The organism is Pseudomonas sp. W5-01, assembly GCF_046540435.1.
Lineage (GTDB): Bacteria > Pseudomonadota > Gammaproteobacteria > Pseudomonadales > Pseudomonadaceae > Aquipseudomonas > Aquipseudomonas graminis_B.
In genome coordinates, this window is sequence record NZ_JAXCIP010000003.1 from 561,586 (window position 1) to 584,307 (window position 22,722).

The 22,722-nt window shown below is 63.1% G+C and carries 11 protein-coding genes and 1 pseudogene; 1 reads left to right on the forward strand and 11 read right to left on the reverse strand.

The genetic code is table 11. The features are described from left to right. Nucleotides 1-58 precede the first annotated feature (58 nt). The 9 genes and pseudogenes from SLW75_RS12580 to SLW75_RS12620 all read right to left on the reverse strand — a co-directional run bounded on the left by SLW75_RS12580 (nt 59) and on the right by SLW75_RS12620 (nt 12,439). The gene (locus SLW75_RS12580) at nt 59-3,706 is read right to left on the reverse strand and encodes an AAA family ATPase (protein WP_410934584.1); all 3,648 of its coding nucleotides are present in this window, start codon (nt 3,704-3,706) and stop codon (nt 59-61) included. Next, nucleotides 3,703-4,944 (reverse strand): exonuclease SbcCD subunit D C-terminal domain-containing protein, encoded by a 1,242-nt coding sequence (locus SLW75_RS12585; RefSeq protein WP_410934585.1) that lies wholly within the window; start codon nt 4,942-4,944, stop codon nt 3,703-3,705. Before SLW75_RS12585 ends, SLW75_RS12580 begins: the two co-directional genes overlap by 4 nt. A 67-nt stretch (nt 4,945-5,011) precedes the next feature. Further along, nucleotides 5,012-6,706, reverse strand: coding sequence for a BatD family protein (locus tag SLW75_RS12590; RefSeq protein ID WP_410934586.1), 1,695 nt, complete (start codon nt 6,704-6,706; stop codon nt 5,012-5,014). Between the two features lie 361 nt (nt 6,707-7,067). Then, a pseudogene (locus tag SLW75_RS12595) lies at nt 7,068-8,436 on the reverse strand (VWA domain-containing protein); the annotation flags it as partial. After that, a complete protein-coding gene (locus tag SLW75_RS12600; RefSeq protein WP_192134631.1) occupies nt 8,433-9,500 on the reverse strand; it encodes a vWA domain-containing protein in 1,068 nt (355 codons plus the stop codon). The pseudogene SLW75_RS12595 and the gene SLW75_RS12600, both read right to left, overlap by 4 nt. Then, nucleotides 9,493-9,984, reverse strand: coding sequence for a DUF4381 domain-containing protein (locus SLW75_RS12605; RefSeq protein ID WP_065986161.1), 492 nt, complete (start codon nt 9,982-9,984; stop codon nt 9,493-9,495). Before SLW75_RS12605 ends, SLW75_RS12600 begins: the two co-directional genes overlap by 8 nt. Continuing rightward, nucleotides 9,981-10,925: a DUF58 domain-containing protein gene (locus SLW75_RS12610; RefSeq protein ID WP_065986160.1), complete on the reverse strand. Its 945-nt coding sequence runs from the start codon at nt 10,923-10,925 to the stop codon at nt 9,981-9,983. The genes SLW75_RS12605 and SLW75_RS12610 overlap by 4 nt, the downstream gene beginning before the upstream one ends. A gap of 4 nt (nt 10,926-10,929) precedes the next feature. After that, nucleotides 10,930-11,889 carry an AAA family ATPase gene (locus SLW75_RS12615; protein WP_037013687.1) on the reverse strand — a complete coding sequence of 320 codons (960 nt, stop codon included), beginning with the start codon at nt 11,887-11,889 and terminating at the stop codon, nt 10,930-10,932. A 187-nt stretch (nt 11,890-12,076) separates the two neighbouring features. Continuing rightward, entirely contained in the window at nt 12,077-12,439 is a 363-nt protein-coding gene (locus tag SLW75_RS12620; protein WP_410929283.1) for a hypothetical protein, read from the reverse strand. 844 nt (nt 12,440-13,283) lie between these two features. On the opposite strand from SLW75_RS12620, the gene SLW75_RS12625 reads away from it, so the two are divergent. Then, a complete protein-coding gene (locus SLW75_RS12625) occupies nt 13,284-18,140 on the forward strand; it encodes an NAD-glutamate dehydrogenase (protein WP_410934587.1) in 4,857 nt (1,618 codons plus the stop codon). A gap of 593 nt (nt 18,141-18,733) precedes the next feature. On the opposite strand, the gene SLW75_RS12630 is transcribed toward SLW75_RS12625, so the two are convergent. After that, nucleotides 18,734-19,237, reverse strand: a complete 504-nt coding sequence (locus SLW75_RS12630; protein ID WP_410934588.1) for a GNAT family N-acetyltransferase — start codon at nt 19,235-19,237, stop codon at nt 18,734-18,736. 649 nt (nt 19,238-19,886) lie between these two features. After that, on the reverse strand, nt 19,887-22,496 hold the full coding sequence (gene acnB / locus SLW75_RS12635; RefSeq protein ID WP_410934589.1) for a bifunctional aconitate hydratase 2/2-methylisocitrate dehydratase: 2,610 nt from the start codon (nt 22,494-22,496) through the stop codon (nt 19,887-19,889). Nucleotides 22,497-22,722: the final 226 nt, after the last annotated feature.

Consider the following 22,722-nt stretch of genomic DNA (forward strand, 5'->3'; position numbering starts at 1 on the left):
GGATACAGGGTTGCACAGAAACGCTATCAGGCGTGTCCGTGCGTCGTGAAAAAACGGTTTAGCCGCTGCTGACCTCGACGGTGCTCAGGCCGTTGCCCTGACGCCGGACCTGAATCTGCACGGGGATTCGCTCGTGCATTTCCTGCACGTGGGAGATCACCCCGACCTTGCGGCCCTGGGCCTGCAGTCCGTCGAGGGCGTCCATGGCCAGTTGCAGGGATTCGGGGTCGAGGCTGCCGAAGCCTTCGTCGATGAAGAGCGATTCAATCTTCAGCGTGCTGGACGCCATGGACGCCAGGCCCAACGCCAAGGCCAGGGAGACCAAGAACGTTTCCCCGCCCGAGAGCGAGTGAACCGAGCGCAGTTCGTCGCCCATTTCGGTGTCCATGACCAGCAGGCCGAGCATGCTGCCGCCGCGTTTCAGGCGATAGCGACGCACGAGTTGCTTGAGCTGCGCGTTGGCGTGGTGCACCAGCAGATCAAGGTTGTAGGCCTGGGCGATCTTGCGGAACGTGTCGCCGGTGGCCGAGCCGATCAGCGCGTTGAGGCGGCCCCAGCGCTGGTATTCGGACTGCGCGTGAGCGATGCGCTCTTGCAGCTCGCTGCTGGCGTCGCGACGGCGGTTGTCTTCACTGACCTGGGCACGCAATTCGGCGCACAGCTGATCCTGAACCACCGATTGCGCCTGCGCTTCGGTCAACGCCGCAAGTAACTGCTCAGCGTCGCCACCGTCACTGTGCTGGGCCTGATGCTGCTGTAACTGCGCCGCGCGCTCTGCCACCAGAACCCTGGCTTGCTCCAGGGCTTTTTCGCTGGACTGCAATTGCTGACGCAACCCGCTGACGCTGTCGTCGCTCAGCCCCAGCAAGGCTTCAAGGGCGGCATCGTCAAGCTCGCTGTGGCTGCTGCGCCACTCGGCGATCTGCCGTTCGAGCTCTGCCACCTCCTGTTCGAGGGTTTGCAAGCGCTGTTGTTCGCCCTCCAGCTCCGCAGTCACCTTGATCAGTTCGCTGCGCGCCGCCTGAAGTTCTTGGGCGATAGCGGCCTGAGCCTCTCGCGCCTGCTCGACCCCCTGTTCAAGGGCGTGCTGCCAGCGCTCGGGCGATGCATGGTCGCCGAGGGTCTGCGCCAATTGTTGTTGCACCGTCTGTTGCTGCTGCTGACGGGCAGCGAGTTGCGCCTGCAACTTCTGATGTTCTGTCTCGCGACTCTGCTGCGCAACCTGCTCGCGCTCCAGTTTTTGCGCCCGCTCGCTGTACTCCAGTTGTTCGGTCTTTTGCTGATCGAGCTGCTCGACGCGGGCGGCAATGTCGTTGTCCAGCTGCATGAAGCTCTGGGTCGCCGACTCGCGCCACTGGCTCAGGCTTTCGGCGGGGAGCAGGGGCTCGAACTCCTGCAGCGCCGCTTCGAACTCCTGGTTGTCCAGAGCGATGTGGCGTTGCTGATCGTCCAGCAGCTTCATCGCCTGCTGACTGGCCTCGCGGGCATCGAGCACCTGCTGCTGCAGGGATTCGGCATCCCGTTGCACTTTCAGCAGACGGCTCTGGCGCTGCTCGGCGCTGAGGATGTCCTGGGCCAGTTGATGCAGGCGTTCGCTCAGCCAGTCCCCGCGCAGGTGCTCGGGTTGCTCCATCAGGCGCGCATGCAGCGGGTGAGCTTCCAGTTCAGGCGCGAGGGTTTGCAACTGTTCGGCCAGTTGGTCTTGCTGCGGCTTGGACTGCTTAAGCTGATTGTTCAGCTCAGCAACTTCGGCGCGCAGCTCGGCGAGCTTTTCGCTGAGCTGCCCGACGGTCTGCCGGGCGCGCGCTTCCTCGCCGTCGTCGTGGCCCGACAGCGCTTCAAGCAGTGCCTCGGACTGGTGATACGGATGGTCTTCGCTGCCGCACACCGGGCACGGTTGCTGATCGACCAATTGCTCGCGCAGTTGCTCGACACTGGCGCTGCGGGCCAGGCGCTGGCGTTGCAGCAGTTCAACGGTGACCTTCAGCGCCTGCTCGGCGGCTTCATGTTCGGCCTTGAGTTTCAGGCCTTGGGCGATGCCTTGGGCACGACGTTCGGTGGCCTGCTGCTGGCGGGTTTGCACGTCGAGCAGGCGGCCGGCGACGTCCTGATGGCGCTGCCACAGACGTTCAAGTGAGTCGCTGGCGCTGTGCTGCTGGCGGTTGTCTTGCAGCAGTTGCCCCAGCCGCTCGATGTCGTGGCTGACCGCATCGGCCTTGACCTCGGCGTCGTCGTAAAGCGCCTGCAGGGCGCTGCGGCGTTCGCTCAGGGTCTGCTCGGCGAGGGTGGCGTTTTTCTCCAGCTGCGGCAGCTCGCCACGGCCCTGGATCAGACGCGCGCTGAGTTGCACGGTTTGCTGCAGACGCGGCCTGTAGGCGCTCCACGACTGACTCAAGGTGGTCAGCGACGCGCTCTGCTCCAGTTGCTCGGCGATCGACTGCAAACGCGCTTCGACCTGGCGTTGCTGCTCGCCCAGGTGCTCGAGCGTCGACTGGCCCTCAATGCTGGCTTGCTGCGCGGCGCGCGCCTGCTCGCCGAGCGGTTGCAGCTCCTGATTCAGATGATTGAGCTGGGCCTGCTGCTCGAACGCTTCACTCAGGGCCGGCCGCGCGTTGAGCAGTTGTTCCTGCGCCTGCTGCAACGCGCCGTCGGCGCTGAGGCGTGTGCTGTCCAGCTCGGCGATGCGCCCATCGAGCCCGGTTTGCTTGAGCTGATGGGCCTGAATCGCGGCGGTGAGCGGCGCGAGCTGAGCCTGCAGCCGGGCGCGCTGACCGAACAGATGCCGCTGCGGCGCCAGACGCTCCAGCAGCGCGAGCTGCTGACGATCGGCGCTGTGTGCGTCCCACGTCTGCTGGGCGCTGGCGAGCTGTTCGTTGGCGGCCTGGTGGCTGTCGCGCAGGCGATTCAATTCCTTGAACCATTGCTGCTTGAGCTCCAACTGGCGCAGTTGCGCCTGTTCCAGCTTCAGTTGCTGCTGAGCGTCGTTGAAGCGCTGCTCAAGCTCGGCGCGCTGCGCAGGCTCCATCGGCGTCAACGTGCCGGCCTGGGCCTGGAGGGTTTTCAGTGCTTCCTCGGCTTCCTTGCTTTTGCTGTAGGCGCGACGGCCCAGCTGGCTGTAGATCGCCGTGTCGGTGAGCTTTTCCAGCAGTTCGCTGCGGTCTTTGTCGTCGGCCTTGAGGAAGGCGCTGAATTCGCTTTGCGCCAGCATCACCGCCCGGGTGAACTGCTCGAAGTTCAGCCCCAGGCGCGCTTCCAGCAGGGTCTTGTACTCGGTCTTGTTCTGCGTGCTGAGAATCTGCCCGCTGTCCAGGTCGATCAGCGTCTGGCGGCTGGCCTGGAGTTTTTTCGTGGCGTTGTCACGGGCGCGGTTGGCTTCCCAGCGCGCGCGATAACAGCGCTTGTCGATGCCGACGAAATCCACCTCGGCGTAACCGCTGCCGGTGCCGCGACGCAGCAGGTTGCGCGGGTCGTTGGTGCTGATGTCGCCGTCGATCTCCGGCACGCGGGACTGGCCGATGTTGTTGAGCCGGGGAATCGCGCCGAACAGCGCCAGGCAGAGGGCGTCCAGCAGCGTGCTTTTGCCCGCGCCAGTGGGGCCGGTGATGGCAAACAAGCCGGCGCTGGCGAGGGGCTCGGCGGTGAAATCCAGCTCGAACGGGCCGGCCAGCGAGGCGAGGTTTTTCAGGCGAATGGCGAGGATTTTCATGGCTGCTCGCTCTCCAGCTGCACGTCCTGAAGCAGGGTCGCGAAGTCCTGCAGCGTCTGCTCATCCACTTCGCTGCCGTAGCTGTCCTGCCATGCACGGCTGAACAGTTCCTGCGGGCTCAACTGGTCCAGTTCGATCAGGTCTTGATTGGCGTCTTCATCACGACTGCCCTTGCCGGCGTATTCGGCGGCGATGCGCACCAGTCGCACGGCCTTGCCCTCCAGCGCGGTTTCGATCTGGTTGCGCAGGTCCGGCTGAGGTTCGTCCAGACGCACACGGACTTCGAGCCACGGCTGACGGTCGACGTCAGCCAGCAAATCGATGTCCGGAAGATCCCGCAATTGCAGCAACAGCTCGGCCAGTGGCGCCGGGCCGACCCGTTGCAGGTTGACGGCACGGGGGATCAGCAGTGGTTTGACGCTGACCAGCTTGTCGCCGTCGCACTCGATTTCGAGGATCTGATGCTGGTAGCCGATTTCCGAAAACGACAGCGGTATGGGAGAGCCGCAGTAGCGAATGCGATCCTCGCCGTTGATTCGCTGGGGTTTGTGCAGATGCCCGAGCGCCACGTAGGTGATGCTTTCGCCGAAGAGGCTGGCGGGGAGGGCTTCGGCGTTGCCGATGATCAGGCTGCGTTCGGAGTCTTCCGACACCGAGCCGCCGGCCATGTGCGCGTGGCTGATGGCGATCAGGGCCTGGCCTTTCTTGCGCCGCTGATTCGCCGCGGCGATAAGCATGTCGTGGACCTGTCCGATGCCGCGCAGGTAGTTGTCGCCCAACGCCGCGCCGGTGACTTCGGCCGGCCGCAGAAAAGGCAACGCCAGGCACCAGCCGAGGACTTTGCCCTTGGCGTTGCTCAGTGGAAGCAGCAGTCGGTCAACGTCCAGCGCGCCATCGTCGAGCCACAGCACCCGGCCCAGCGCGTGGGTGCGCAGGCGTCGCATCAGCGGCGCGGGCAACTCGATGCGCGAGCCGGAGTCGTGGTTGCCGGCGATCATCACGATGGTCAGGTGCGGGTTCTGTTCGTGGGCGCTGACGATGAAGTCGTACAGCCGCTCCTGGGATTTGACCGGCGGATTGACCGTGTCAAAGATGTCGCCGGCGATCAGCAGGACATCAGGTTTGCGCTCGGCGAGACGGGCCAGCAGCCAGGTCAGGAAGCCGGCGTGTTCGAAATCTCGCTCCTGACCATGGAGGTTCTGGCCGAGGTGCCAGTCGGAGGTGTGGAACAGACGCATGGGGTTACCTTGGTTTAACAATCAGCGCATTTTATCTGTGACCGGAGAATGCGCTGATCGATGGAAATCATTTCGGATAAAGCGGCGGCAAGCTGTCGCCCCCGCTCGGGTCCTGGGGGTTTTCGATGGCGGGCAGCGCTTTGACGGCGCGCCAGAGGTCTTCGCCCAGCCACAGTTTTTCGGTCTCGCTGTACAACGCGCCGTTCAGGCCGTCCAGCGCATGGGACAGCGGCACGAAGCGCGCAGCCATATCGGCCAGGGTTTCCGGCTGCTGTCGGGCCCAGGCGTCCAGCGCCTGGCGGGTGGCGTGGGGATCGTTGGCCAGGGAGGCGCGTTTCAGGTCGTCGAGCACTGTACGCGGACTCGGCCCCGTTTGCGCGACCCGGGCCAGCGCCGGTTGCCAACGACCGCGCCACCACAGGCCGAAGCCCAGCAACGTGGTGAAGCTCAACAGCACTGTGCTCAACTGCCACGGCCACACCGGCGGGCCGATCACCGTCACATTGCTGTTGTCGCTCACGGGCGTGTCCACCGCAAACGCCGGGTTAAGGCTGACCTGCAAGGTGCGGGCGGGCAGGGCGCTGTGTTCAAGGTGATCTTCCTGGGTGTTCCACCAGACCAGATCGATAGCGGGAATCTCGATGGCGCCGGGACGGTTGGGGACGAGCGCTTCCCGCTCCTCGCGCACGCCGGTCAAACCGCGCTCACCGGGCTTGTTGCTCAGTTGTGGCTGATCGGGGTAACGCCGCAATGCGCTGACGTCGGTGGCAGGCAGCGGCGGCAACTGCGCGCTGGACAAGCCTTCGGCTTTCAGTTGCAAGGTGCGCGTGAGGGAATCGCCGACCTGGCTGTGGGCCGGTTCCGGGCTCCAGTTTTCACTGAGGCTGATGCTGCGCGCCGGCAGCCATGGCGTGTCGGCGGGGTAGTGCGCCGGTTGCGGCTCGACGTCGAGGGTCAGGGGCAGCGACGTCACGTGCATCAATCGGCCCGGCTTCGGCCCGCTGGCGATTGCGCCCGGTACCATGGCGGCGGCCGCACTGGCGTCGGTGGTGTCCTGAACCAGCGTGGCGCTGAACGCCTGGGCCGGGATGGTCAGCTTACCGCTGTGCTGGGGGTACAGCGCGTAGCGCATTTCGATCACGCCGTGGCGAATGCCGTTGATCTGCTTCTCGTACGTGCGGGTGTCGCCGAGCTTTTCGATGCGCGCGTCCGGCACTTGCAGCGGCGTCAGGCTGCTGTCGTCGAACAGCGACACCGAGTGGTAGATGCGCACGGTGAGCAAGACCTGCGCCTGAACATACACGCTGTCCTGATCGAGGCTCGCCTCCATGAACACCGGGGCGAGCTTCTGCTCCTGACCCTGGGTGACGGGGCCGACATCGACCACCTGCAGCACGATGGGCTTGCTGATCATTTCGCCCAGCTTCAGCGACGGGATCTCAATCGAGCCGCTGTGGCGCGGCATCAGCGTGATCAGCCAGCGAGTCGTCGCGTGAACGTTGCCTTCCAGTGTGGTCAGGCTGTTGAGCTGGCGGGTGTCGCGCACTTCGAAGTCGGTGTCCAGCGCGGTCATGTCCGGCCTGCCGAAGACGGTCGCGTCGTCGGTTTCAAGGGTCAGTTCAACGGTTTCGCCGGTATTGACGCGCGTGCGGTCGACGCTGGATTGCAGCGTGGAGCCCGCACTGTCGGCCTGGGCCAACTGCGCCGCTAGAGCTAACAGGCACCACATTCCTGCAATCAGCAACCTGTGCAGACGACTCATCGGGTCTTTTCCTGATGCTGCTGTTGTTCGTACCAGAATTTGCGCCGCAACAGTTCACCGGGTTCGTCGGGGATCTGCCGCAGCCATTGTTCGAGCGCCTGTTTCTGCTCGCCATCGATTTGCCCGTCGCCCGGCTTACCCGAGGCACGCGCCGGCTCATCGCTGTCGGATCCTGCGCCGGAAGCCTGCTCGTCGGTGGCGCTTTGCTGATCGCTGGCCGAGCGGTCGGCATTGGCCTCCTGCGGCGCCGACTGCGCGCTCGACGACGACTGTCCGGCATTGCCTTCGCGGGCCTTGTCGGCATTCTCGTCAGTCTTCGCCTTCTCGTCGGCTTTCCCCTGATCCGATGCCTTGGTCTGCTCCAGCACCTGTTCCACCAACGCCTTGTTGGCCAACGCCGCCGGGAAGTCCGGTTGACGCTCCAGCGCCTGTTCATAGGCGTCGATGGCGGCTTCCAGCTCACCGCTTCGGGCCAGCGCATTGCCGCGATTATAATGGTCGGCGGCGCTGCTGCCCTGGGCAAAGCGCTGGACGGCGCCGGCGTAGTCACCGGCCTGGTATAGCGCGACACCTTGCCACTGCGGGTCTTCGAAATGCCGCGCGGCTTCTGCCGGGTGATGCCGCTTGAGCAGATGCTCGCCCTGTTGATCGGGGCGGCGCCACAGGTCGTCGAAACCAGAGGCATAGCTGGGTTGCGGCACGGCCATCAGCAGCAACGGCAGGCACAACAACCAACCGCGTCGCCCGGCGCAACCGGCCAGCAGCAGAAGTGGCAACAGCAACCAGTAGCCCTGGTCGGCCCAGCGGTCGAGGCGCACTTTCTGGCCCTGGCTGATCAGACTCTTCGGACCGTCGAGCAGGCCCAGGTCGTTGAGGTCCTGATTGTCTAGGCGCAGCGACGTGTAGCGACCGCCCATGCCGTCGGCGAAATCCTTGAGCACCGGCCCGTCCAGACGCGGCACAAGGATGCCGCCCTGGGCGTCCTTCAGAAAACCGCCTTTCTCCTGGGTGACCGGGGCGCCTTCAGCGGTGCCGACGCCGAGCATCAATAAAGGAGGGGCGTCGCGGCCGGTCATCGCGGAGCGAATGCCCTGACGCTCGGCGTCGCTGAGGGACGAACCGATCCACAGCAGCCGCCCTTGACCGAGGTCGCCCTGTTCCAGCAAGTCGAGAGCCTTGCGCACGGCGAGGTCTGCGCGCTGGCCGGCTTCGGGCATGATCGACGGCTTGATCGCATCCAGCAGGTTTTTGCTGGTCGCCAGGTCGTCCGACAGCGGCACCAGCGTGTGGGCGCTGCCGGCATACACGATGATCGCGGTCTGTGAATCGCTGCGCGCCTGTAACAGGTCGAGCACTTTGCGTCGCGCCTGTTCCAAGCGGGTGGGCGGGCTGTCGGCGGCGAGCATTTCCGGCGTCAGTTCGAGCATCACCACCAGTGGATCAACCGGCCGCTGACTGTTCTGCTCGACACGCTGCCAGCTCGGGCCGAGCAGTGCCAGGACCGCCAGCAACCAGCCGAGACCCAGTACCACCCACGGCCATTTGCTGTCCCGGCCACCGCCGCCACTGAGCAACGCTGAATGAAACGCGCTGGGCAAAATCATCTGCCAGCGCCCGACGCGCTTCTGCCGATTCCATAGCCTCCACAACAGCCAGCCGAGCGCGGGCAGCAGGAGCAGCCAGCCAGGGCGTGACCAATGGGGCCAGAGACCGGAGAGAAAGTCGATCATGGGCGCCTCGTCAGGCGCTTCAAGCGTTCACGCCACAGCGTGGCCTGTACAAGCGTCGGGCGGCGCGAAAAAAGGCGGTAGACCGGGTTGTTCGGCCAGCGCTCCTGGACCACCAGCAGAAGGCTCAGCAACAGGGCCATCGCTAACGGCACGTGATAAAGCGCCCGGGCCGGACGTGCCTGGGTCGGTTGCTGTGCCACCGGCTCAAGCCGGTCCAGCGCCTTGCCGATGCCGGCGAGTTCGGCGCCGTTGCGCGCGCGGAAATACTGCCCACCGCTGACTGCGGCGATTTCCCGCAGCGCAGGCTCGTCCAGATCCAGGCTGGGGTTGAGGCCAAGAATGCTGGTGGCGCCTTTATCGGGATCGGCACCGATGCCGATGGGGTAGATTTTCACGCCTTCGCTGGCGGCCAGACGCGCGGCCGTTCTCGGGTCGATCTGGCCCGCGTTGTTGGCGCCGTCGGTGACCAGAATCAGCACGCGGCTCTGGGCCGGGCGTTGGCGCAGACGCTTCAACGCCAGGCCGATCGCGTCGCCGATAGCGGTGTTCTTGCCGGCAATGCCGATCCGCGCTTCGTCCAGCCAGAGCCGCACGGTCTTGCGGTCAAAGGTCAGCGGCGCCTGCAGATATGCCTGGCTGCCGAACAGAATCAGGCCGATGCGATCACCCTGACGGTGCTCAAGAAAGTCCCCCAGCAGTGTTTTTACCAGGGTCAGGCGGCTGACCTCGTCGTTTTTCCAGACCATGTCCGGGTAATCCATCGATCCCGACACGTCCACTGCGACCAGCAGATCGCGGCCGCTGGCGGCAACCGGTAACGGCTCGCCCAGCCATTGTGGACGGGCGGCAGCGACCAGCAACAAGAGCCAGACGGTCACGAACGGCAATTGTCGCCGCCAGCCCGGCAAATGGGTTCGCGCACGGCGCCCGGCCAGACCTTCCAGCTCCTGGAGAAAGCTGACGTTCAGCGCCGCTTCGCCGCTGTCTGCGGCGGGCAGCACAAGGCGCATCAGCCAGGGCAGCGGGAGGAGGGCGAAAAGCCACGGCCAGGCGAACTCAAACATGCTTGCGAATCCAGGTCTCGACCGACTGGGTCAGGCCGTTGATGGCCTTGTCGTCGAGTTTGCATTCGGGCTTGTAGGCGCCCTCGACGAGGATCATCCAGCGCGTGAGGCCGGCGGCCGGGCAGCGGTTGTCGAGGAACGCCAGCCATTTGCGGCCATTGAGGGTGTGGCTCTGGCTGTAGGGGTAGTGATTGCGGCACAGGCGCTTGAGCAGGCCGTTGATCTGTTGCAGCCAGGCTCCGGCCGGTGCGCCGTCGTAGGGTTTGGGCATCTGCGCGAGTTCGACCAGTGCGGCCTGGCGCAAGGGGTCCAATGGCTCGACGGTGTCAGCGCTGGCCTTTTTTGGCAGCAGCGTGCGCGCTCGCCACAGGCCGTAGCCGAGCGCGGGCAGCAGGATCAGCAACAGCCACCAGCCCGGCGCGGGCGGCCAGAACCCGACCGGCTCCGGCAGGATCAGCGGTTGCAGCTGGTCCAGCGCACTCATGGCTGTTTCACCGGACGCTGGCCGTTGAGGTACTCGCGCAATTGCTCGACCATTTCACGCTGAGTGCTCAGCGGCATCAACAGCACGCGCAGTTTCTGCGCCAGCAGTTCCCAGCGCGCCTGACGCGCCTCGCCCTGGGCGCGGTAGCTCTGGCGCAGGTCGGCGTTCAGGGTGTCGAGCTCCAGGTGCGCGCCGCGGTCAGCGAAGCGCAATAAACCGGCGGCGGGCAACGCGTGGTCCAGCGGATCGGACAGCGGCAGCAGCAACAGGTCGCAATGCCGTGACAGCAAGGCCAGTTGCTGTTCGGCCGAATCGGACAGCGCGCGCTCGTCGCACAGGATGATCGCCAGACTGCCCGGACGCATCACCTCCCGCGCACGACGCAGCGCCACGCCGAAGGTGTCACGGTCGGCAGCCGCTTCGGTATGCAGCGACTGATTGACTCGCACCAGCCGGTTCAGCAGTTGCAGCAGGCTTTGCTTGCTGCGTCGCGGCTTGATTTCGTAATGCTCGTTGTCACCGAACACCAGCCCGCCGACCCGGTCGTTGTGGCCCAGTGCGGCCCATCCCACCAGCGCGGCAGCCTGGGCGGCGAGGACTGACTTGAACATCAGCCCGGACCCGAAAAACAGGCGGCGGCTTTGCTCGACCATGATGAAAATCGGCCGCTCGCGTTCTTCGTGAAACAGCTTGGTGTGGGGTTCTTGCGTGCGGGCGGTGACGCGCCAGTCGATAGTCCTGACGTCGTCCCCGGCCTGATAGACCCTGACCTGATCGAAGTCCACCCCGCGCCCGCGCAGCTTGGAATGGTGCAGACCAATCAGCGGGCTGCGCTGGCTGGGGGTGGAGAACAGCTGCACTTCCCGCACGCGATGACGCATCTCAATCAGCTCGGCGAGGCTGATGCGAATGCCCGGTTGGGAAATCAGATAGGGTTGCATGGGGTCAGGCGACGGCCACGACGTCGAGAATGCGCTGGATCACGCGGTCTTGATCGATGCCCGCCGCTTCTGCTTCGAACGACAGAATGATGCGGTGACGCAGCACGTCGAAGACCATCGCCTGGATGTCCTCCGGGCTGACGAAATCCCGCCCGGCCAGCCAGGCGTGGGCCCGGGCGCAGCGGTCCAGGGAAATCGAACCGCGGGGGCTTGCGCCATAACCGATCCACTCGGCCAGCTCGGCATCGAACTTGGCGGGCGTGCGGGTCGCCATCACCAGTTGCACCAGGTATTCCTCAACGGCGTCAGCCATGTACAGCCCGAGGATTTCCTTGCGCGCCGCGAAGATCGCCTGCTGGCTGACCCGGCGCTCCGGCTTGGTCTCGCCGTTGAGCGCTTCGCCCCGGGCCTGCTGGAGGATCTTGCGTTCGACGGTGGCGTCCGGGAAGCCGATCTTGACGTGCATCAGAAACCGATCGAGCTGCGCTTCGGGCAGCGGGTAGGTGCCTTCCTGCTCGATGGGGTTTTGCGTCGCCATCACCAGAAACAGCGGCGACAGGTCGTAGGTACTGCGCCCGACACTGACTTGACGCTCGGCCATGGCTTCCAGCAGCGCCGATTGCACCTTGGCCGGCGCGCGGTTGATTTCGTCGGCCAGCACCAGGTTGTGGAAGATGGGGCCTTGCTGGAACACGAAACTGCCGGTTTCCGGACGATAAATTTCGGTGCCGGTGATGTCGGCCGGGAGCAGGTCGGGGGTGAACTGAATGCGATGGAATTGTGCTTCGATGCCTTCAGCCAGCTCTTTGATCGCCTTGGTCTTCGCCAGTCCCGGCGCGCCTTCGACCAGCATGTGACCGTCGGCCAGCAGCGCGATCAGCAAGCGCTCAACCAGTTTCTCCTGCCCGAGAATCTGGGTGGAGAGAAAGGTCCGCAGCGCGATCAACGCTTCACGATGTTCCATCGATGACAGTTCCTGGCAGGAGAGGCAGCAGCGCCAAGTGGCGCCGAAGCTGGGGGCGTTACTTTAATCCATCGCAGGGGCGCCGACTAATCGGCCGGCGGGTTTTTTCGGCTTTTCAGCAAAGGACTGGGCAAAAACAAGAACTGTCTTACATTTGCGTCAATTGGGGCCCGATGCCGGGGAGGTCTCAGTTGATCTGGCTGACGTACGTCCCGACACCGCTGAGGATGATCCGCAGCGTGGCGTCCAGCTCGGTCAGCTCATTGGCAGGTGTGCTGTGGGTAATGTCGTACGTGGCGTCGCCGCCCAAGGGTTTGGCGTCGTTGGCGTCGATCTCGACCAACAGCCGAGTGGCGCTCAGGGTGACGGTGATGTTGTCTTCGACATGGATAGTGTCGTCACGAAACGTGATATCGACCTCATCCTCATCGGGGAAACGCGCGAGCAGAAACAGATCACCGGTGCTGCTGCCATGGCAACAGGCCAGCGCCATATCATCTTCCTCCTCGTCGCATGGGTTATAGATGAAGCTGTCGGTGGTCATTTGCATGGCGGTGATTCCTGTGGCTGGGGGGCAGGGCAGGGATGGATTTTGCCAGTCTTGTGGGAGATTTGCTGGATATTGCGGTTGGCAGTTGAATGACCGATCCGCCGGGGACAGATTAATTTACGGTGAAGCGCTGTAAATAAATCAGTCCCCTATCCATTTGATGGCGCTCAAACTGGCCTCTTCCCGGCTAAAGCCGGTCCCACTAAAAAAGCAGCGCGTGCATCAAGTGGGATTGGCGATGACTGTAGGACCGGCTTCAGCCGGGAAGCTTTTGCTTTTGATCTTCATGCACAAAAAGTCCAGACACCACAAAACGCGACTTGGGTGCAGGCCGAACGCAGACGACGCGCAGTGGGCCGAGCCGCATGGATGCGGCGAGAGCGCCGTCAGGACATGGATGTCCGTTCGGCGCGGGCCTACGGAGCGGGACCGGAGTGAAGGAACCCTGACGAAGGAAGGGCCAAGCCAGGAGCAAGCACCCTTGGTTACTTGGGGTGCTTTTCCAAGTAACTCGCCGAAGGCGAAACCAAGGCCGTTAGGCCGACGCTCTTGACCTTCTTACGGAACAGGCCCAGCGAAGCACCCTGCCTGCAACCCGATGTCCGAATATGTCGCAGCATCGCAAGCAGATTCAGGGCGCCACTCGTTAAGCTGCACCCGAGCCGAACAAATGTGACGGCACACACACCAAAAGCGTTAGTAATTCACGCAGTGCCAATCGCATTGCCCTCTGTCACGTTATGCTGACTATCATCGACCAGACGCAAACGAGGCAAACACACAAGCTCCACCCGACACACGCATCTCTCCTATATAAAAGCTCAAGCCAATCGGAGTACCACAGATGGCGTTCTTCACCGCAGCCAGCAAGTCCGACTTCCAGCACCAACTGCGAGCGGCACTGGCTCAGCACATCAGCGAACAGGCACTGCCACAAGTGGCGCTGTTCGCCGAACAATTCTTCGGCATCATCTCCCTCGACGAACTCACCCAGCGCAGACTCTCTGACCTGGCCGGTTGCACCCTCTCGGCCTGGCGCCTGCTTGAACACTTCGAGCACGGCACGCCGCAGGTACGGGTCTACAACCCCGATTACGAACGTCACGGCTGGCAGTCCACCCACACCGCCGTCGAAGTGCTGCACCACGACCTGCCGTTCCTGGTCGACTCGGTGCGCACCGAACTGAACCGCCGCGGCTACAGCATCCACACGCTGCAGACCACCGTGCTCAGCGTGCGTCGCGACGAGAAGGGCCAACTGCTCGAACTGCTGCCAAAAGGCACCAGCGGCGACGGCGTGCTGCAAGAATCGTTGATGTACCTGGAGATCGACCGTTGCGCCAATGCCGCGGAGCTGAACGTGCTCGCCCGCGAACTGGAGCAGGTGCTGGGTGAAGTCCGCGTCGCGGTGGAAGACTTCGAGCCGATGAAAGCCAAGCTCCACGAGCTGCTGGCCGGCATCGACGCCACGGAGTACACCATTGACCCGGAGGAGAAATCCGAGGTCAAGGTGTTCCTCGAATGGCTGGTCAACAACCACTTCACGTTCCTCGGCTATGAAGAATTCACCGTCAGCAGCGAAGGCGAGGGCGGTCAGCTCCAGTACGACCCGTCGTCCTTCCTTGGCCTGACCAAACTACTGCGCGCAGGGCTCACCGCCGAAGACCTGCACATCGAAGGCTATGCAGTGAACTACCTGCAGGAGCCGACCCTGCTGTCGTTCGCCAAGGCTGCGCACCCGAGCCGCGTGCATCGGCCGGCGTACCCGGACTACGTGTCGATCCGCCAGATCGACGCCGACGGCAAGGTCATCAAGGAATCGCGCTTCATGGGCCTGTACACCTCCTCGGTGTATGGCGAAAGCGTGCGTGCCATTCCTTACATCCGCCGCAAGGTCGCCGAAGTCGAGCGCCGCTCCGGGTTCGACGCCAAGGCGCACCTGGGCAAGGAACTGGCGCAAGTGGTTGAAGTGCTGCCGCGCGACGACCTGTTCCAGACCCCGGTGGACGAGCTGTTCACCACCGTCATGTCGATCGTGCAGATCCAGGAGCGCAACAAGATTCGCGTGTTCCTGCGCAAAGACCCGTACGGTCGTTTCTGCTACTGCCTGGCCTACGTGCCGCGCGACGTCTATTCCACCGAAGTCCGTCAGAAGATTCAGCAAGTGCTGATGGATCGCCTGAAAGCCACCGACTGCGAGTTCTGGACCTTCTTCTCCGAGTCGGTACTGGCGCGCGTGCAGCTGATCCTGCGTGTGGACCCGAAAGTCACCCTCGACATCGATCCGCAGCAGCTGGAAAACGAAGTCATCCAGGCCTGCCGTTCGTGGAAAGACGACTACGCCAGTCTGGTCATCGAAAGCTTCGGCGAAGCTCAGGGCACCAACGTGCTGGCCGACTTCCCGAAAGGTTTCCCGGCCGGCTACCGCGAGCGTTTCGCCGCGCACTCCGCCGTGGTCGACATGCAACACGTGCTGAGCCTGTCCGAAGCCAATCCGCTGGTCATGAGCTTTTACCAGCCGCTGTCCGGCGACAAGGCGCAGCTGCACTGCAAGCTGTACCACGCTGACACGCCGCTGGCGCTGTCCGACGTGCTGCCGATCCTGGAAAACCTCGGCCTGCGCGTACTCGGTGAATTCCCGTATCGCCTGCGCCACACCAATGGCCGCGAATTCTGGATTCACGATTTTGCGTTCACTTACGGCGAAGGCCTGAACCTGGACCTGCAGCAGCTCAACGACACGCTGCAGGACGCCTTCGTCCACATCGTGCGTGGCGAAGCCGAGAACGATGCCTTCAACCGTCTGGTGCTGACGGCCGGCTTGCCGTGGCGCGACGTGGCGCTGCTGCGTGCCTACGCGCGTTACCTGAAGCAGATCCGCCTGGGCTTCGACCTGGGTTACATCGCCAGCACGCTGAATAACCACGCCGACATCGCTCGCGAGCTGACGCGTCTGTTCAAGACCCGCTTCTATCTGGCGCGCAAGCTGAGCGGCGGCGACCTCGACGACATGCAACAGCGTCTGGAGCAGGCCATTCTGACCGCGCTGGACGGCGTGCAAGTGCTCAACGAAGACCGCATCCTGCGTCGCTACCTTGACCTGATCAAGGCGACCATGCGCACCAACTTCTACCAGACCGACGCCAACGGCCAGAGCAAGAGCTACTTCAGCTTCAAGTTCAACCCGCGCCTGATCCCCGAGCTGCCGAAGCCGGTGCCGAAGTTTGAAATCTTCGTCTACTCGCCGCGCGTCGAAGGCGTTCACCTGCGCTTCGGCAACGTGGCCCGTGGCGGCCTGCGCTGGTCCGACCGTGAAGAAGACTTCCGCACCGAAGTGCTGGGTCTGGTCAAAGCCCAGCAGGTGAAGAACTCGGTCATCGTGCCGGTCGGCGCCAAGGGCGGTTTCCTGCCCCGTCGTCTGCCGACCACCGGGACCCGCGACGAGATTCAGGCCGAAGCGATCGCCTGCTACCGCCTCTTCATCTCCGGTCTGCTGGACATCACCGACAACCTGAAAGAAGGCGCACTGGTGCCGCCGGCCAACGTCGTGCGCCATGACGACGATGACCCGTACCTGGTCGTCGCCGCCGACAAAGGCACCGCGACCTTCTCCGACATCGCCAACGGCATCGCCATCGACTACGGTTTCTGGCTCGGCGACGCCTTCGCGTCAGGCGGCTCGGCAGGTTACGACCACAAGAAAATGGGCATCACCGCCAAGGGCGCGTGGGTTGGCGTACAGCGCCACTTCCGCGAGCGCGGCATCAACGTGCAGCAGGACAGCATCAGCGTGATCGGCGTCGGCGACATGGCCGGTGACGTGTTCGGTAACGGCCTGTTGATGTCCGACAAGCTGCAACTGGTCGCGGCCTTCAACCACCTGCATATCTTCATCGACCCGAATCCGGACCCGGCCAGCAGCTTTGCCGAGCGTCAGCGTCTGTTCGACCTGCCGCGCTCGGCGTGGACCGATTACGACACCAGTCTGATGTCCGCAGGCGGCGGTATCTTCCCGCGCAGTGCGAAAAGCATCGCGATCACCCCGCAGATGAAAGCGCGCTTCGACATCACCGCTGACAAACTGACCCCGACCGAGCTGATGCACGCGCTGCTCATGGCGCCGGTGGATCTGCTGTGGAACGGCGGCATCGGCACCTACGTCAAAGCCAGCACCGAGACCCACGCAGACGTCGGCGACAAGGCCAACGACGCACTGCGCGTCAACGGCAATCAGCTGCGCTGCAAGGTAGTGGGCGAGGGCGGCAACCTGGGCATGACCCAGCTGGGCCGCGTCGAATTCGGCCTGATGGGCGGCGCGACCAATACCGACTTCATCGACAACGCCGGTGGTGTGGACTGCTCCGACCACGAAGTGAACATCAAGATCCTGCTGAACGAAGTGGTCCAGGCCGGCGACATGACCGAGAAGCAGCGCAATCTGCTGCTCGAAAGCATGACCGACGAAGTGGGCAACCTCGTCCTCGGCAACAACTACAAGCAGACCCAGGCCCTGTCCCTGGCGGAGCGCCGTGCCTACGAGCGCATCGCCGAGTACAAGCGCCTGATGAGCGACCTGGAAGTGCGGGGCAAGCTGGACCGTGCCATCGAGTTCCTGCCGGCGGAAGATCAACTGGCCGAGCGCATCGCCGAGAAGAAAGGCCTGACCCGGGCCGAGCTGTCGGTGCTGATCTCCTACAGCAAGATCGACCTCAAGGAAGCGCTGCTGGAATCCCGCGTTCCGGACGACGACTATCTGGCGCGTGACATGGAAACGGCGTTCCCGCCGTCACTGGGCGCTAAGTTCTCCGAGTCGATGCGTCGCCACCGTCTGAAGCGCGAAATCGTCAGCACGCAGATCGCCAACGATCTGGTCAACCACATGGGCATCACCTTCGTGCAGCGGCTCAAAGAGTCGACCGGCATGACCGCCGCCAACGTGGCCGGTGCTTACGTGATCGTGCGTGACATTTTCCACCTCCCGCACTGGTTCCGTCAGATCGAGGCGCTGGACTACAAGGTCCCGGCGGAGATTCAGCTGGCGTTGATGGATGAGTTGATGCGTCTGGGTCGTCGCGCGACGCGCTGGTTCTTGCGCAGCCGTCGCAATGAGCTGGACGCAGGGCGTGATGTGGCGCACTTCGGTCCGCACATCGCGGCACTGGGTCTGAAGCTGGACGAGTTGCTGGAAGGCCCGACCCGTGAGGTCTGGCAGACGCGTTATCAGGAGTACGTCGCGGCCGGCGTGCCGGAGCTGCTGGCGCGGATGGTGGCGGGTACGAGTCACCTGTACACGCTGTTGCCGATCATCGAGGCGTCTGATGTGACTGGTCAGAATGCAGCGGACGTGGCGAAGGTGTATTTCGCGGTGGGCAGTTCGCTGGATGTGACGTGGTATTTGCAGCAGATCAGTGCGTTGCCGGTGGAGAACAATTGGCAGGCGCTGGCCCGTGAGGCGTTCCGTGATGATATCGATTGGCAGCAGCGGGCGATTACGGTGTCGGTGTTGCAGATGGCGAATGGTCCTGCGGATGTCGAGGAGCGTTTGAGTCTGTGGCTGGAGCAGCATTTGCCGATGGTCGAGCGCTGGCGCGCGATGTTGGTGGAGTTGCGTGCGGCGAGTGGTAATGATTATGCGATGTATGCGGTCGCTAACCGTGAGTTGCTGGATCTGGCAATGAGTGGGCAGACGGCGGTGGTGTGATGGTTTAGTCGTCTGTAATCGGAAGCCCCGCGTTGTGAGACGCGGGGCTTTTTTTGTTTTTGCGTTGGGGAGATCAAGGTCAAGGGCGTCTGCCTGGGGGCAGACTGTTTCGCCTTCGGCGAGTTACTTGGAAAAGCACCCCAAGTAACCAAGGGTGCCTGCTCCTGGTTTGGCCCTTCGTTCCTCAGGGTTCCTTCACTCCGGTCTCGCTCCGTGGGCCCGCCGCCATCCGCCATCCATGGCGGGGGGCGGCTCTCGCGGCATCCATGCCGCTCGGCCCACTCCACGAGACCTGCGTTCAGCCTGCACCCAAGTCGCGATTGGCGGTGTCTGGACTGTTTGAGTTCAAAGATCAAAAGCAAGGCAGATCAACAGCTTCCCGGCTGAAGCCGGTCCCACAGGGTGTACGCGGTGTGCTTTTTAGTGGGACAGGCTTTAGCCGGGAAGGGGCCAGTGGGGATGCTGGCAGTTTTGCTGATCGGACACCCTGCCTGTGGGGGCGAGCTTGCTCGCGAATGCTGTTGATCATTCCCACGCTCCGCGTGGGCATGCATCCCCAGACGCTCTGCGTCGCTCTTCCACAGGCTGATCGGTTATTTAAAGCGCGCCATGCTGATAGCGTCGACGAGGACGCCGTCGCGTATGGCGTAGTCCCGCAGGCGGCCTTCGGTTTCGAAGCCGAATTTGCGGTACAGCGCCAAAGCGGCTTCGTTGTCGGCAAACACGGTGAGTTCCACCCGGTGCAGGTTCATCCAGTTGTCCGCGACTTCCAGCACAGCGGCCATGAGCCTCGACCCCACCCCTTTGCCCTGCCAGGCCGCCGCGATGCCCATGCCGATGGCGCCGACATGCCGCTGGCGAATGCGCGCGTATTGCTCCAGGCCAATGTTGCCGATCACCTGACCCTGATGCAGAGCGACAAGCTTCGATGAACGCTCATCCGCCCCCGCCAGCCGTTTGCGCCAGACATCGGCCGACTGATACGGCATCTGAAGCACCTGACGACACACACTGGGGTCGTTATACAACGCAGTGACACCCTCGATATGGGCCTCGGTGAAACGATGGATCACCACCTGATCAACAGCAACATTCACTGGATTCATCCTTTGAAAACAGAAAGAGGGGACAGTCTAAGCGGCTGATTGCGGGCGTGGCTACGGCTAGAAGCATGGATATCGCACGTTGTGACGCGCAGCGTCACGGGATGCATGCCCACGCGGAGCGTGGGAACGATCAACGTGCCAGGCCGTGAAATTGCCCTCGCCCACACCGGCCCCTTCCCGGCTAAAGCCGGTCCCACTAAAAGCAACGCATGCAGTCAGTGGGGCCGTCTTCCCGGCTAAAGCCGGTCCTGCTGACAGCAGCGCGTACGCCCGTAGGACCGGCTTCAGCCGGGAAGCTTTTGATCTGCTTTTGATCTTCATACGCAAAAAGCCCAGTCACCGCAAAACGCAACTTGGGTGCAGGCCGAACGTAGACGATGCGTAGTGGGTCGAGCCGCATGGATGCGGCGAGAGCGCCGTCAGGACATGGATGTCCGTTCGGCGCGGGCCCACGGAGCGTCGTCGAAGTGAGGGAACCCGACGAAGTCGGGCCAAACCAGGAGCAAGCACCCTTGGTTACTTGGGGTGCTTTTCCAAGTAACTCGCCGGAGGCGAAACAGTCTGCCCCCAGGCAGACGCCCTTGATCTTAAAAACAAAAAACCCCGCCGAAGCGGGGTTTTCTCAACACGGTCTCAGCTGTTAAGCCTGAACAACCGGAATATTAGCGTTCGCTGCAGCCTCACGGAACTCCGCGATCTGATCGAAGCTCAAGTAGCGATAAACATCGGCAGCCATGCTGTCGATCTTGCCCGCGTACTCCATATACTCCTCGACCGTCGGCAGACGACCCAGAATCGACGCCACAGACGCCAACTCAGCCGACGCCAGATACACGTTCGCCCCATCACCCAGACGGTTCGGGAAGTTACGGGTCGACGTCGACACCACCGTCGAATTCGGCTCCACACGTGCCTGGTTACCCATACACAGCGAGCAGCCCGCCATTTCCATGCGCGCGCCAGCCTTGCCGTAGATCCCGTAGTAGCCTTCCTCGGTCAATTGATGAGCGTCCATCTTGGTCGGCGGCGACAGCCAAAGACGCGTTGGAAGCTGACCCTTGACCTGATCCAGCAACTTGCCCGCCGCGCGGAAGTGGCCGATGTTGGTCATGCACGAACCGATGAACACTTCGTCGATCTTCTCGCCGGCAACGCTGGACAGCAGACGCGCGTCGTCCGGATCGTTTGGCGCGCAGAGCACAGGCTCTTTGATGTCGGCCAGATCAATCTCGATTATTTCTTCGTACTCGGCATCAGCGTCCGCAACCATGAGCTCCGGATTGGCGACCCAGGCTTCCATCGCTTGAGCACGACGCTCCAGCGTGCGCGGATCGCCGTAACCCTGTTCGATCATCCAGCGCAGCAGCGTGATGTTTGAGTTCAGGTATTCGGTGATCGACTCTTTCGACAGCTTGATCGTGCAACCTGCGGCAGAACGCTCGGCCGAGGCATCGGACAGTTCGAATGCCTGCTCGATGCTCAGGTTGTCCAGGCCTTCGATTTCCAGGATGCGTCCCGAGAAGGCGTTTTTCTTGCCTTTCTTCTCGACGGTCAGCAAACCGTTCTGGATCGCGAAGTAAGGGATCGCATGCACCAGGTCACGCAGGGTGATGCCCGGTTGCATCTCGCCCTTGAAGCGGACCAGGATCGACTCCGGCATGTCCAGCGGCATGACGCCGGTGGCCGCGGCAAACGCCACCAGACCCGAACCGGCCGGGAACGAGATGCCCATCGGGAAGCGGGTGTGCGAGTCACCGCCGGTACCGACGGTGTCCGGCAGCAGCATGCGGTTCAGCCAGCTGTGGATGATGCCATCGCCCGGACGCAGGGAAACGCCGCCGCGGGTCATGATGAAGTCAGGCAGCGTGTGGTGCGTGGTCACGTCGATCGGCTTCGGATACGCCGCGGTGTGGCAGAACGACTGCATCACCAGATCGGTCGAGAAGCCCAGGCACGCCAGGTCTTTCAGTTCATCACGGGTCATGGGACCTGTGGTGTCCTGAGAACCGACGGTGGTCATCTTCGGTTCGCAGTAGGTGCCAGGACGCACACCTTTGCCTTCCGGCAGACCGCATGCCTTGCCCACCATTTTCTGCGCCAGGGTGAAACCTTTGCCGGTGTCGACAGGGGCTTCAGGCAGCTTGAACAGGTCGGTCGGGCCCAGGCCCAGTTCAGCACGCGCCTTGTCTGTCAGGCCGCGGCCGATGATCAGCGGGATACGACCGCCAGCACGGACTTCGTCGAGCAGTACCGGGGTCTTCAGTTCGAAGGTGGTGATCACTTCTTCGCTGTCGTGCTTGCAGACTTTGCCCGCGTACGGATAGACGTCGATCACGTCGCCCATGTTGATGTTCGAGACATCGAATTCGATTGGCAGAGCGCCGGCATCTTCCATGGTGTTGTAGAAGATCGGGGCAATCTTGGTGCCGAAGCAGAAACCGCCAGCGCGCTTGTTCGGGACGTTCGGGACGTCGTCGCCGAAGAACCACAACACCGAGTTGGTCGCCGACTTGCGCGAAGAACCGGTGCCGACCACGTCGCCAACGTAGGCGATAGGGAAGCCCTGACCGCGCATTTCTTCGATCTGCTTCATCGGGCCGATGGAGCCCTGAACGTCAGGCACGATCCCTTCACGGGCCATCTTCAACATGGCGAGGGCGTGCAGCGGGATGTCCGGACGCGACCAGGCATCAGGTGCAGGCGACAGGTCGTCGGTGTTGGTTTCGCCGGTGACCTTGAAGACGCGCAGGCTGATCTTCTCGGCCAGGGTCGGACGCTTCTGGAACCACTCGCCGTCAGCCCAGGACTGCATCACGCCCTTGGCGTGTGCGTTGCCGTTCTTCGCTTTTTCAGCGACGTCGTGGAAGGCGTCGAACATCAGCAGTGTGTGCTTCAGTTGCTGTGCGGCGACCGGTGCCAGCTCGGCATCGTCGAGCAGGTCAACCATGGTCACGATGTTGTAGCCGCCCTGCATGGTGCCGAGCAGTTCGACGGCGCGCGTCTTGTCCAGCAGAGGGGATTGAACTTCGCCCTTGGCCAGGGCAGAGAGGAAACCGGCTTTGACGTAGGCAGCTTCGTCAACGCCCGGTGGAACGCGATTGGTGATCAGGTCAAGCAGGAAAGCTTCTTCGCCAGCCGGTGGGTTTTTCAGCAGCTCGACCAGGCCTGCAGTTTGTTCGGCGTTAAGCGGCTGGGGCACGATACCCTGGGCGGCACGCTCTTCGATGTGTTTACGGTAGGCTTCAAGCACAGTATTACCCTCATCAGTGGTCCCAAATGGGTGTCCGGGACGCTCATCCAGAGAAGGTCCGCATCGGCGCTCTCGAACTTTTTAAAGTTTCTTGGCAGGAAGCTGACGATCTCCAACAGAAGCTGTTTTCAAAGTTTTACGCCTGCATGATCGGTCGAGGAGGGGACGCAAGCGAACTCGCGTCGGACCGGACTGCGGGGCGGGCTTTGCGCGACAAGTGGCTGGC